The sequence below is a fragment of the Fictibacillus barbaricus genome (assembly GCF_031457135.1).
In the GTDB taxonomy this organism is placed as follows: Bacteria; Bacillota; Bacilli; order Bacillales; family Fictibacillaceae; genus Fictibacillus; species Fictibacillus barbaricus_A.
The window spans coordinates 45,025-57,674 of record NZ_JAVDWA010000013.1; the positions used below are offsets into that span (position 1 = coordinate 45,025).

Below are 12,650 nucleotides of genomic sequence, written 5' to 3' on the forward strand. Positions count from 1 at the left end.
CTCAAAAGCAACTATCTTTTAAAAAACCCTTTAGAAAAGGGCCGTGATTTATCTTCTCTATTTCTTGTTCTGTGCCCGCATTGCGGCATGCACGATTTCTTCGACGTGTGATATGCGGCCGAGATCATCTTTATGGACAATATGCTTCCGCTTGAACTGCACAGGTGAATCCAGCCCTGCTGCTGCAGCTAAATTAAAAAGACCTTCTCGTAGGGAAATGACATAGTTTGCAACGCGATAATGCTTCTCTTCAACACTTAATCCTTCTTGAAGTTTCTGATTCGTAGTAGCTACTCCTACTGGACAATTATTCGTATGACATACCTGTGCCATAATACAGCCAACGCTAATCATAAACCCACGTGCAATATTCACTAAATCTGCCCCCATCGCAAGTGCGATAGCAACTTTATCAGGAGTAATGAGTTTCCCGGATGCGATGAGTTTGACCCTATCACGGATCCCGTAATTCGTAAGCATCTCATCCATAACAGGCAAAGCCGCAGAGATCGGAAGACCGACTGCATCAGCAAGCTCCTGAAAGGTTGCTCCTGTACCTCCTTCGCCTCCATCAATCGTAATAAAATCAGGACCCTTCCCGCTTTCTTTCATGGTCGCAACCATATCTTCTAAAGCATCCAAATCTCCTACCACAATTTTTATTCCAACTGGCTTACCGCCAACATCTCTTAGTTTTTCTATAAACTCGAACATAGACGATGCATTATCAAATTCATAAAAACGATTAGGACTATTTATTGTCTTACCTGCTTCTACAAGACGGATTTTTGCGATTTCTTCTGTTACTTTCTCACCTTCCACATGACCGCCTCTTGTTTTGGCACCTTGAGCCAGCTTCAGCTCGAAAGCTTTTATTTGATCCATTTCGCTCTTTTTCTTAAATTCTTCCCAAGAAAATTCTCCGTTCGGTTTTCTTACCCCAAACAGGTCCGGTCCAATTTGCATAATAATATCGGGGTTTCCGGCTAAATGATAATTAGAAAGGCCGCCCTCCCCCGTGTTCATCCAAGTTCCTTTTGCAAGACCCAACCCTTTTGATAAGGCGGTAATGGCATTTTCACCAAGTGCACCAAAACTCATGGCTGACTGTCCCACTAAACCTCTTACCTTAAAAGGGGTGCGGCACGTTAGCCCACCAATTACAACGGCATCCTCTTCTCTTAATAAATATGGATCAACCAGTTTCTCTTCATGATGTTCTTTTCGTGTAAAAAGACCATCCTTATCCACTTTGTATGTTTTCGTACGGACCTTTTCCGTATTATCGACTTTAAGTTCATCACGCTGTTTCGGAAAAAGTGTATTACGGATATAAAAACCTTCTGCTTCAAAATCATGATTTGAACCAAATCCGATCAGCCGCTCTTTATATTTACCGGCTTTAACGACATCCTCATATTGTTTTCTTGAAAAAGGCTTTCCTTCATTATCATTATTAAAAAGATATTGTCTCAGTTCAGGACCGATTTTTTCACTTATATATCTGACGTTGCCGAGTACAGGGAAATTTCTGAGTATAGCATGCTGTTTTTGGCGGTCATCTTTTATATACAATAAGATAAGAAATCCAACAGGAATCAAAATAAATAGACCGATCAAAACTATAAGTCCTATTAGTAAATATGCCGTAATTCCCACGCTATCACCCTTTTCAAAATGATATTATTTAGGTTAAAATGCTTCTTTTATAGGCGTTTCACCTGCTGTAATCTCAAATGTTTTATAGAATGCTGACTCATTGTTTAATACTTCTACCAAAACAGCGGCGACATCTTCCTTCGATATCTCTCCGTCTGTACTTAATCCTTTACCGGTTTGAATGGTTCCAATGCCGGATTTATCTACCAAGTGGCTTGGGCGTACGATAGTGTAGTTTAAATGTTCCTGCTGCAAAAGTTCGTCCGCTTCATGTTTGTCTCCTATTGTGCGAGAATCACTGTCTTCTTGCTCGTGTGCCCTGATTGCACTCATGAGAATAAAACGGTCTATGCCATGATTTTTAGCTTCATTTATCGATTTAATTACCTCATCATGATCAATGAGTACTGATTTATTTCCTCCTGCCTTATGACTGGATCCAGAAATATAAATGACAGCATCACAACCAGAAAACACATCATAAAAATCATGATCAATACTGACCGCTACTTGTGCTGCACCTAGTTTTTCCATGTCTGGCTTTCGGTTGTTCTCACTAATTACTGCCACTGTTTCATATTCTTTTTTCTTCAACTCCATTAACACATGCTCACCAACACTTTCAGAAGCACCTACAACAGCGACTTTCATACAAACACCTCCGATTATATGCCCATACTCCTTTTTACCACTCCTTATAGGAATAAAAACCTAGTTCCCTCACAACTAAAAAAACCCATCTCGTGAGATGGGTTTTTCATTTCTCTTCAATTCTTATTCAACTGTTACTGATTTAGCCAGGTTACGCGGCTTATCTACGTCACAGTCGCGGTGAAGCGCTGCGTAGTAAGAAATCAGCTGCATAGGTACTACAGATACAAGCGGTGTCAAGTATGGGTGGATTTTCGGAAGGACGATGCGATCGCCTTCTTCTTGTAATCCGTCCATAGAGATTACACAAGTGTAAGCGCCGCGTGCCGCTACTTCTTTCACGTTACCACGGATGCTTAAGTTAACATGCTCTTGTGTAGCCAGCGCGATAACTGGTGTACCTTCTTCAATCAATGCGATCGTACCGTGCTTCAATTCTCCACCAGCAAATCCTTCTGCTTGGATGTAAGAGATTTCTTTTAGCTTCAGAGATCCTTCTAAACATACATAGAAGTCAACAGCACGGCCGATGAAGAAACAGTTTCGTGTTACGGCTAAGTATTCACGCGCAATTTTCTCCATCTCTTCTTTTTGATTACATAATACTTCAATAGCATTCGCTACAATTGCAAGCTCTTGAAGCGGGTTAAATTCCAGCTCAAGTCCTTTTGCACGAGCAGAGTCAACAGCTAAAATAGCTAGAACAGCAATTTGTGCTGTGTACGCTTTAGTTGAAGCAACTGCGATTTCAGGACCAGCATACAGGTTAAGTGTATAATCTGCTTCACGAGAAAGCGTAGATCCTGGAACGTTAGTAATCGTTAATGCTTTATGACCTAGTCTTTTGATCTCAACCAATACGGCACGGCTGTCTGCAGTCTCACCCGATTGAGAAATAAAGATAAACAATGGCTTTTCAGATAAAAGCGGCATGTTGTAAACAAACTCACTCGCAATGTGTGTTTCTACTGGAATGTTTGCGATGTTTTCAATCAGCTGTTTTCCAACCAAACCTGCGTGATAGCTAGTTCCGCATGCTACGATATAGACGCGGTCTGCATCTTTCATCGCTGCACGAATATCATCGTCAAGCTTAAGGTTGCCGTCTTCGTTTTGGTACTGATTGATGATGTTACGCATTACGAAAGGCTGCTCATCGATTTCTTTTAACATGAAATGAGGATAAGTACCTTTTTCGATGTCGCTTGCATCAAGTTCTGCTGTGTATGACTCACGCTCTACAACTGTTCCATCAAGTGTCTTGATTGTGCAGCTGTCGCTTTTCACGATTACGATTTCTTTATCCATTAATTCAACGTATTGGTTTGTTTGAGAAAGCATTGCCATTGCATCACTTGCAATAACGTTGAAGCCTTCGCCAAGACCTACCAATAATGGACTTTTGTTTTTTCCAACATAGATGGTTTCAGGGTTTTCGTTATCAAGAAGACCGATCGCGTAAGAACCTTTAAGTTCTGACAGCGTGCGGCGGAATGCTTCTTCCACTTCCATGCCTTCATTAACGAAATATTCTACAAGCTGAACGATGATTTCAGTGTCTGTATCAGACAGCATTGTTACACCTGATAGAAATTGTTTCTTCACCTGTTCATAGTTTTCGATTACACCGTTGTGTACAAGTGTAAAACGTTCTGTTGAACTTTGGTGTGGATGAGAATTCACTTTGCTTGGAACTCCGTGTGTAGCCCAGCGCGTATGCCCGATCCCAACTGGTGCTTCAACACCAAGATCTACTCCTTCACGAAGGTTGGCAATACGTCCTTTTTCTTTAAACACGTGAACTCCGTCTTCATTCAATACAGCGATTCCTGCTGAGTCATATCCGCGGTATTCTAACTTTTCAAGACCACGCAATAAGATTTCTTTAGCATCCTGATTTCCAATATATCCTACGATTCCACACATAAATAAACGTCCTCCTTAAGCCATCACTCTCTGCTGACGGCTTACACAGGGGGGCCGTGAGCGGGGCTCACTACCCCACCTATGTTTTCTATTTTTATTTTGGGTTTATCACTTGCTTTCGTCTTTGTACAGGAAGTCACCTTACCTGGTTTGAACAAAAGCTTACGGAAGTGATCGTTCCGAGAGGCATCCGCCGAAAAATCGATGAACCTCTTCCTCGTCAACTGCTCTTTTCCGGTCAGCAGTTCAGGCGCTTTTAAATGAAGTTATTATTGTAAACTCCTTCCTTTTTTTAGAGTAAACAAAAATAATCATACACATGTTTTTCGCAACCGTCAATTATTATTCTTTCCCGATTTCTGAAAAAATCGAACCTTGATTAGCTGCATAATAAAAAAATATGCATACACTGCTCGTTGTGTGAGCCGCATATGCATATGTTTCGAGCCTTTTTTGCATTTCTGGGGATGAATTGCTGTTTTTTTATACTAACTCTGTTTTAACGACTTCAACAATTTCATCTGCGTATTTTTTGCATAGTTCTTCACTTGGTGCCTCTACCATTACACGCACAAGCGGTTCAGTTCCTGAAGGACGCACAAGCACTCTTCCGTTTCCTTCGAGCTCCGTTTCCACTTTGTCGATCGCTGTTTTGATTCCTTCATTGCCGCTCAGCTTAGATTTATCTGCTACTTTCACATTCACTAAAAGCTGAGGGAATTTCTCCATCTCAGCAGCTAGCTCAGATAGCGGCTTCCCTGTTGCTTTAACAATGGATGCAAGCTGGATACCAGATAACAACCCGTCACCTGTTGTTGTGTAGTCTAAGAAAATAATATGCCCAGACTGCTCTCCGCCAAGATTAAAGTTGTTTCTGCGCATTTCTTCCATAACATAGCGGTCACCTACAGCTGTTTGAGCAGATTTCAAACCATTTGCCTCAACTGCTTTATAAAAACCAAGATTGCTCATGACTGTAGATACGACTGTATCTTCATTAAGACGGCCCTGCTCTTTTAGATATTTCGCACAGATAAACATGATTTGATCTCCGTCAACAATGTTCCCATTTTCATCGATCCCAATCAATCTGTCGCCGTCACCATCAAATGCTAATCCCATGTCACAGCCTTTTTCTTTTACAAGTTCCGCTAGCTTTTCAGGGTGTGTGCTTCCAACTCCATCATTGATGTTCAAGCCGTTCGGACTTGTACCCATCGTGGAAATATCCGCTTCCAAATCAGCAAATAGATGTGGAGCATGTGATGAAGTAGCTCCATGTGCGCAATCAAGCGCAATGTGCAATCCTGAGAAGTCTCCAGGAATCGTTTGTTTTAGATATTGTAAATATTTTTGTCCGCCTTCAAAATAGTCGCTGACAGATCCTAGGTCGCCGCCAGTAGGGCGAGGCAGTTCATCCGTCTCTTTATCGATCAACGCTTCGATTTCAGCTTCCTGTTCATCTAATAGCTTAAAGCCATCGGCTCCAAAGAATTTAATCCCGTTATCTGCAACAGGATTATGTGAAGCAGAAATCATTACCCCAGCTTGTGCACCTAAAACTTTCGTTAAGTATGCAACACCAGGAGTAGAGATAACACCTAAGCGCATAACTTCAGCACCGATTGATAAAAGTCCGGCGATAAGTGCTCCTTCAAGCATTTGTCCTGAAATTCGTGTATCGCGTCCGATCAGGATTTTCGGCTTTTTAACATCTTTCGTTAAAATGTATCCGCCAAAGCGACCTAATTTAAATGCAAGCTCTGGTGTAAGCTCAGAATTTGCTACTCCTCTTACACCATCTGTACCAAAATATTTTCCCATTACTGCTCTCTCCTTCATCTATTGACTGCTGGTTTCGGTTTGAATTTCCACACTGGCTTCTTGAACTGCATCTGTCAGATCAATATCAGCAGGATTTTTCCAATCAATTTTCACATCATATTTGCCTTGTTCCAGTTTGCTGACATCTACAATACCTTGCAGGTCAGTTTTCTTTAAAGAATCAAGGGCTTCTTTTTCACCTTTGACTGTAACATCTACCTTGCCTTCTGCAGGGTCTATAAATGTTGCTTTTTTCTTATCATTCACTCCCTGCAATGTTAACGGAACATCAGAGAATGTTTTCGTTACGTTCTGTTCCTCGACGTCTACAGTGACGGTTACTTCTTTTTTGGACACTGCTTCTATTCCGTCTGGAACTGGAACATCGACAGTTACGTTTGTATCTTTCTTAATCTTACTTAAATCTATTGAAATGCCTTTATAAGCATCATATTGGTTTAAAGCCGATGTCGTACCAGTTAGTGTGAGTTCTTTTGGACTTGAAGTGATGGAAACGAGCTTAAGCCCTTCTTCTAATTGACCTTTCGTTTCTATCGAGATGGGTACCGTTTTTTGCGGCTTATTGATCGGTACCTTCACATCAGCAACTGCCGGATCAATTTTCACATCAATAAGATCTCCTTGTTGATTATACGCTCTCAGAGGAACCTTCGCTCTTACCGCTTCATTCGCTTTTCCGACATCTACATAACCGGAAATAAATGAGATTTGATTTACCATCCCCTCAGCACCCGTTACCTTTACGGATTTTGGTGTATAATCGACGTCACCCGCCGTATAGCCTTCAGGGAGCTTTTTTGTATTCTTCAAATCAACATTAACCGGTATCTCTTTTGTAATTTTCTTATGAAGTGTTACATTCACATATGCTGGTTTAACTTTCGCTTCTACACCATCAGGCAACCCATTTACTTGTACTTTCACCCGGTTATCTCCAGGTTTCTTATTTGTTAGATCAATATAGGCTTCGAAGTTTTTATCTACTTTTATGGCCTTCGTAATTAAACGGCTTGAACCGCTTAAGGTAACATCTACCGAAGCAGGCAGATCTGTAAGTACAAAGTTTTGTTCATTAAAGTACGGTTTGATCGGGATGTTTTGAAGTGTTTCGCTTTCTTTATACATTTTTGTCCAAAATGTACGGTTTGTCGCTTCTTGCGTTGTTTCCATCGAAACGACCGTGTACATCATAAGAGCAAGGAGAAAAGCAATGATTTTTACAAACCATGAACTATTAAGGAGTTTGTCCATTTTTCTTCCCCCTCCAATTCCAGCGATTTGAGGAAGAGGATTTATGTGAAATAATTAATTCCGCATTTAATAAATTCTTTAATGACTCTTCCTCTAAGTTGCGATAAATCTCTCCATTTTTTGTGAGAGAGATCGTGCCTGTTTCCTCTGAAACAATAACAGTTACTGCATCCGTTACTTCACTGATTCCAAGTGCCGCTCTATGTCTTGTTCCAAGTTCTTTTGAAACAAACGGACTTTCAGTAAGCGGCAAGTAACAGCCGGCTGCATAAATTTGACTTTGTTTAATAATAACGGCTCCATCATGCAGCGGTGTATTTGGAACGAAAATATTGGTTAAAAGCTCTGATGTAAGATTGCCTTTGATCGGGATTCCCGTTTCCACATATTCACTCAGTCCGGTTTCCCGTTCAATCGATATAATGGCACCGATTCGGCGCTTTGACATATAATTCGTTGATTTCACGATGGCTGCAATGGATTTTTCAATTTCCTCTTCTTCAGGAATTCCTGCTCGAGAAAAGAACTTTCCACGGCCTAACTGTTCTAAGGCACGCCGAAGTTCAGGCTGAAAAATGATGATAATGGCAAGCAATCCATATGTAATGACTTTGTCCATTAACCATGACATTGTACGCAGGTCAAACGCACTGCTTAAAAACCATACAACGATGATGACGCTTATCCCTTTTAATAACTGAACGGCTTTCGTTCCCCGGATCAGCATAATCAGCTTATAAATGACGTAGGTCACCAATAAAATATCAATGATTTGTGTAATGTAATTAAAAATATTAAAGTTTGCGATTGGTAACATATCTTCCCTCCCAACTCGGTTACTATGATTTCCAAGCTGAAGTTTCAAAATAGATTTAACTTATTTATTATAGCATACCTCATAATTTAGAAAACTGAGCATGGTAGCTGCAAGTTTTCAAGTGATTGATTTCCGTTTCAGGATGCTCGCTTTCCGGGGGGTGTGCGGTGAGCCTCCTAAGCGCTTTGCACTTTCAGGAGTCTCACCTGTCCCACTGTTCCCCCAGGAGTCTCGCACCTACACTTCAATCAATCTGGCATAGAGGCAGTTACAAAAATCCCTCAGAAGCTGCATCTTATAAAAAAAAAGCACGACGTTTTTTATGAATGAAGAATGAACTCTTACTAAAATAGCTTCATGAAAAAAAGCCGTCTGCTAACGGCTTTTTATATCCTATAGATTCTTGTTTTGTCGTAAATATGGATTTCAACTTGTACCATACCCATTCGACAACTTGTTCTATTTCTTGACTGTGACCTGTTACTTCACCTGCTGATGCTACGTATTGGTTTCCTTTGATGACGGTTACATCACCATCTACTTTTCCTTCAATCCGTACGTCTGCATTTTTTACGACAAGGTCCCCTTTAATCGTTTCTCCTTTTGGTACGATAACCATTCGATCCGCTTTCTTGATTTCCAGGTTGCCCTGCCCTTTCACAACGGCTAATTCTTCCTGATTGAACGTTGTGAACACAGAAGCTGCCATGAATATCATAAAAATAGCTGCGGCTGTCAGAGCTGGATGACGCTGCATCCACCGCTTCCATTTAAACGTCTGTTTTTCTTTTGGCAGTTTTGCCATTACGGCTTTCGTAAAACCTGCCGGAGCTTTTATATCATTCTCTATCTGCAATTCTTTTAACGTATCTGTAAGCATTTCATACTCAAACTTACATGAATCACATTCTTCCAAGTGCGCATAGAATTGGCGTTCCTCTTCAGGAGTCGCTTCATGATCGAGTACTTTATTCATCAATTCATCATAGGTTGAAACTTCACACTGCATTGATCATCACCTCGTTTTTACAACCATTTGAAATACTTTTTTTAATGCTTCCCGTCCACGATGTATACGGGTCTTTACAGTCGGGACTGGAATATCCATGATTTGACTAATTTCCTCTAATGATAAATCTTCTACATATTTGAGTACAATTGCTGTTCGATATTTTTCAGGTAATTTCATAATCTCTTGCTGCAATTCGTTCCTTCGTTCATTCTCAGTTACAACTTCTTCAGGCAGAGGATCTTCAACTGCAAGCTGGCTATATATGTTCGCCCCTTCAGTTCCTGGAACTTCTGCATCTAAATAATAATCAGGCTTCTTTTTCCTTAATCGGTCAATACATAAGTTTGTTGCAATTCTAAAAATCCAAGTTGAAAATTTAAAATCGTTATTGTATTTATCAATATTACGGTAAGCCTTTAAAAAAGTTTCTTGTGCTAAATCTTCTGCTTCATGTCCATTGCCGACCATCCGGAAACAATGCCGGTATATTTTATCTTTAAACAAGTCGACAATGCCTTCAAACGCTTCCTGGTCCCCTTTTTTCACTTGGGAAACCATATTGGCTATTAAGGCGTCCATTCATTATCACCACTCGGATTTTATTTACGTTTATCTCAGAAATAAGTTTCATATCTTTTATTCTTTTTTATTTTATCATGATGCAGAATTTGACGAAATGAAAAGGTATAATTTTCTAAAAATGGGGTTTTGAAAAAAACATGCCTGGGAATATTAATCATATAAAATACTTTACCCATTAGAGAGGTGTTATTTGTATGCATAGAGATGTATTAATTGAACAAATTGAACACTCCCGGCAGCAGATGAATGAGTTGTCTAAGCATCTTCCCTTAATTGCGGAAGAAGTTGTTGAACTCTCTCAAGAAATCGATCAATTACTTAATCAATATCAAAGAATCAATGATCCTGTACATGATAAAGAAAAGTTGCTCCCGTAAGTACAGAAGCAACTGTTCATTTACTATAATAGATTTATAAAAGTTTTTCACCAAATAAGGATCCCATTAAAGCTACAGCTACTGTAGCTGTTTTGTTTTTCTCATCTAAAATTGGATTTACTTCGACGAATTCTGCAGAAGTAATAATTTCTGCTTCAGCAAGCATCTCCATCGCCAGGTGACTTTCTCTGTAGCTGATTCCACCAAGAACCGGAGTCCCTACGCCTGGAGCATCATGCGGATCCAAGCCATCTAAATCCAAGCTCAGATGAACACCGTCTGTATGTGATAAGTACTCGATCGTCTCATCCATGATTTTTGTCATTCCTAGACGGTCAACTTCGTGCATCGTATAAACTTTTATACCTTTTTCTTTAATCAGTTCTCTTTCTCCTTCATCTAGAGAACGCGCACCGATTATCACGATATTTTCATGCTTTATTTTAGGTGCATACCCGCTAATATGCGTAAGCTTTTCATGACCAATTCCAATGCTCGCTGCTAACGGCATACCGTGAATATTTCCGCTTGGAGAAGTATCTGCCGTATTTAAATCTCCATGGGCATCATACCAGATGACTCCCAAATTTTTATAATGTCTGGAAACACCAGCTAACGTGCCGATTGCTATACTATGATCTCCACCTAAAACGAGAGGGAATTTGTTTGCTTCTATTACACCTGAAACAGTATCTGAAAGTTTTTCGCTCGCTTCAATCACACCACTTAAGTTTTTCAATTTGCCATCATTCGCTGTATCCTGTTTTTCGGGAAGTGCGATCTCGATATTTCCCATATCTTCAACGTTATAATTAAGATTTTCTAACCGTTCTACAATTCCTGCATAACGTATGGCACTTGGTCCCATATCCACTCCTCGGCGCATTTGCCCTAAATCCATTGGAACCCCGATCATTGCTATATCTTTATTCATCTTTTTCTTCCTCCCTTATTACAACAAGCCAATTACAATCTCTATTGTATATGTAAGGGTTTTCATGGTTCAACTGGACAAAAATTTGCATAGATATACCAAAATACAAGGGAATACAAGGGTATTCGGACGTTGAATACATATTTATTAGTTTATTTACGCTTAACTTAAAATGCTGTTTAACCTGTAATTGAAGTTAAATAGAAATATGTCTCAGAAGACACTCTTTTAAGAAGACTCGTTTCTAAAGGCTCTTATCTAAAAGATTGTTGCTTTTTAATCTTTTATTATTAACTTCTTTGACAGTAGATTGGAGTGCAAGGTGCGAGACTCCTGCGGGATCAGCGTGCCAGCCCCTTGAGTACTCTTCTAGCAAGGCATGCGACGAGGAAGCCCACTTCGGCAGGATTTTCTTTCAGACGCAGGAGCAGCAGCTTATATTTCTTCTAGTGACTCACCTTACCCCTCACGGAAAGCGAGCATCCTGAAACCGAGATCAACTTCTTTCATCTTTCAAGAGCAACAAAGTATGCACAGACAGCCTTTAAAAAAGAAAAAATAAAAAAAGAAGATGGACGCATCCATCTTCTTACTATTGTTTATTTCTACGGCAGTTAAATAAAAAAAAATTCAGGCATTCGCCTGAATTATCAATAGTTATGTATATGGTGGAGCTTAGCGGGATCGAACCGCTGACCTCCTGCGTGCAAGGCAGGCGCTCTCCCAGCTGAGCTAAAGCCCCAACAAAGATAATGGAGCGGGTGATGAGAATCGAACTCACGACCAGAGCTTGGAAGGCTCTTGTTTTACCATTAAACTACACCCGCATTATTTAAAAATTATAGCCTAACTTTCAAGAAGCTATACAAAAGATGGTGGAGGGGGACGGATTCGAACCGCCGAACCCGGAGGGAGCGGATTTACAGTCCGCCGCGTTTAGCCACTTCGCTACCCCTCCACATATAAAAAAAGGACCTACTTTATCAATTTATTTTTATAAAATAAATTTGATGGTGCCGGCTAGAGGACTTGAACCCCCAACCTACTGATTACAAGTCAGTTGCTCTACCAATTGAGCTAAACCGGCAAGTAAGTAAATGGTGGAGGATGACGGGTTCGAACCGCCGACCCCCTGCTTGTAAGGCAGGTGCTCTCCCAGCTGAGCTAATCCTCCGTGAAAATTTATATGGTGACCCGTACGGGATTCGAACCCGTGTTACCGCCGTGAAAGGGCGGTGTCTTAACCGCTTGACCAACGGGCCAGTTATTTTATATGGAGCTTCCAACCGGGCTCGAACCGGTGACCTCTTCCTTACCATGGAAGCACTCTACCTGCTGAGCTATGGAAGCAAAGAAAGTAAATGGCTCCACAGGCAGGACTCGAACCTGCGACCGATCGGTTAACAGCCGATAGCTCTACCACTGAGCTACTGTGGAATAACATAATAATATACAATCCACTAAACGGAAATCCTTTTGGTTTGATTTTAAGATTATAGCCCAGCGACGTCCTACTCTAACAGGGGGAGACCCCCAACTACCATCGGCGCTGAAGAGCTTAACTTCCGTGTTCGGTATGGGAACGGGTGTGACCTC

10 protein-coding genes, 8 tRNA genes and 1 rRNA gene are annotated in these 12,650 nt (G+C 40.7%); 1 reads left to right on the plus strand and 18 read right to left on the minus strand.

Features of this window, described 5'->3' with window-relative positions; all coding sequences use genetic code 11:
* Positions 1–57 precede the first annotated feature (57 nt).
* The 8 genes from J2X07_RS19410 to sigW form a co-directional block, all read right to left on the minus strand.
* Positions 58–1,659 (minus strand): FMN-binding glutamate synthase family protein, encoded by a 1,602-nt coding sequence (locus J2X07_RS19410; protein WP_310262746.1) that lies wholly within the window; start codon positions 1,657–1,659, stop codon positions 58–60.
* Between the two features lie 33 nt (positions 1,660–1,692).
* Positions 1,693–2,310, minus strand: coding sequence for an NAD(P)H-binding protein (locus J2X07_RS19415; protein ID WP_310262751.1), 618 nt, complete (start codon positions 2,308–2,310; stop codon positions 1,693–1,695).
* Positions 2,311–2,433: 123 nt separating this feature from the next.
* On the minus strand, positions 2,434–4,236 hold the full coding sequence (gene glmS, locus J2X07_RS19420; RefSeq protein WP_310262754.1) for a glutamine--fructose-6-phosphate transaminase (isomerizing): 1,803 nt from the start codon (positions 4,234–4,236) through the stop codon (positions 2,434–2,436).
* 483 nt (positions 4,237–4,719) lie between these two features.
* Positions 4,720–6,060 (minus strand): phosphoglucosamine mutase, encoded by a 1,341-nt coding sequence (gene glmM, locus J2X07_RS19425; protein WP_310262756.1) that lies wholly within the window; start codon positions 6,058–6,060, stop codon positions 4,720–4,722.
* Positions 6,061–6,078: 18 nt separating this feature from the next.
* Positions 6,079–7,332 carry a CdaR family protein gene (locus J2X07_RS19430; protein WP_310262759.1) on the minus strand — a complete coding sequence of 418 codons (1,254 nt, stop codon included), beginning with the start codon at positions 7,330–7,332 and terminating at the stop codon, positions 6,079–6,081.
* Positions 7,316–8,149 (minus strand): diadenylate cyclase CdaA, encoded by an 834-nt coding sequence (cdaA, locus tag J2X07_RS19435; protein WP_310262762.1) that lies wholly within the window; start codon positions 8,147–8,149, stop codon positions 7,316–7,318. Before cdaA ends, J2X07_RS19430 begins: the two co-directional genes overlap by 17 nt.
* 355 nt (positions 8,150–8,504) lie before the next feature.
* Positions 8,505–9,158 (minus strand): zf-HC2 domain-containing protein, encoded by a 654-nt coding sequence (locus J2X07_RS19440; RefSeq protein WP_310262765.1) that lies wholly within the window; start codon positions 9,156–9,158, stop codon positions 8,505–8,507.
* Positions 9,159–9,164: 6 nt separating this feature from the next.
* Positions 9,165–9,740: an RNA polymerase sigma factor SigW gene (gene sigW, locus J2X07_RS19445; RefSeq protein ID WP_310262768.1), complete on the minus strand. Its 576-nt coding sequence runs from the start codon at positions 9,738–9,740 to the stop codon at positions 9,165–9,167.
* A gap of 197 nt (positions 9,741–9,937) precedes the next feature.
* Between sigW and J2X07_RS19450 the strand changes: the two genes are divergently transcribed.
* Positions 9,938–10,120, plus strand: coding sequence for an aspartyl-phosphate phosphatase Spo0E family protein (locus J2X07_RS19450; RefSeq protein ID WP_310262770.1), 183 nt, complete (start codon positions 9,938–9,940; stop codon positions 10,118–10,120).
* 34 nt (positions 10,121–10,154) lie between these two features.
* Here the strand turns inward: J2X07_RS19450 and rocF are convergent, their stop codons facing one another.
* The 10 genes from rocF to rrf all read right to left on the minus strand — a co-directional run.
* Positions 10,155–11,054, minus strand: a complete 900-nt coding sequence (gene rocF / locus J2X07_RS19455; RefSeq protein ID WP_310262774.1) for an arginase — start codon at positions 11,052–11,054, stop codon at positions 10,155–10,157.
* Positions 11,055–11,720: 666 nt separating this feature from the next.
* A tRNA-Ala gene (locus tag J2X07_RS19460) sits at positions 11,721–11,796 on the minus strand.
* An 11-nt stretch (positions 11,797–11,807) separates the two neighbouring features.
* Positions 11,808–11,881, minus strand: a tRNA-Gly gene (locus J2X07_RS19465).
* Positions 11,882–11,927: 46 nt separating this feature from the next.
* Positions 11,928–12,012: transfer RNA gene (locus J2X07_RS19470), tRNA-Tyr, on the minus strand.
* 53 nt (positions 12,013–12,065) lie between these two features.
* Positions 12,066–12,141 (minus strand) — tRNA-Thr (locus J2X07_RS19475).
* An 11-nt stretch (positions 12,142–12,152) separates the two neighbouring features.
* Positions 12,153–12,228 (minus strand) — tRNA-Val (locus tag J2X07_RS19480).
* Positions 12,229–12,241: 13 nt separating this feature from the next.
* Positions 12,242–12,316 (minus strand) — tRNA-Glu (locus tag J2X07_RS19485).
* Between the two features lie 12 nt (positions 12,317–12,328).
* Positions 12,329–12,404 (minus strand) — tRNA-Thr (locus J2X07_RS19490).
* A 12-nt stretch (positions 12,405–12,416) separates the two neighbouring features.
* Positions 12,417–12,491 (minus strand) — tRNA-Asn (locus J2X07_RS19495).
* Positions 12,492–12,552: 61 nt separating this feature from the next.
* Positions 12,553–12,650 (minus strand): 5S ribosomal RNA (gene rrf / locus J2X07_RS19500); the annotation flags it as partial.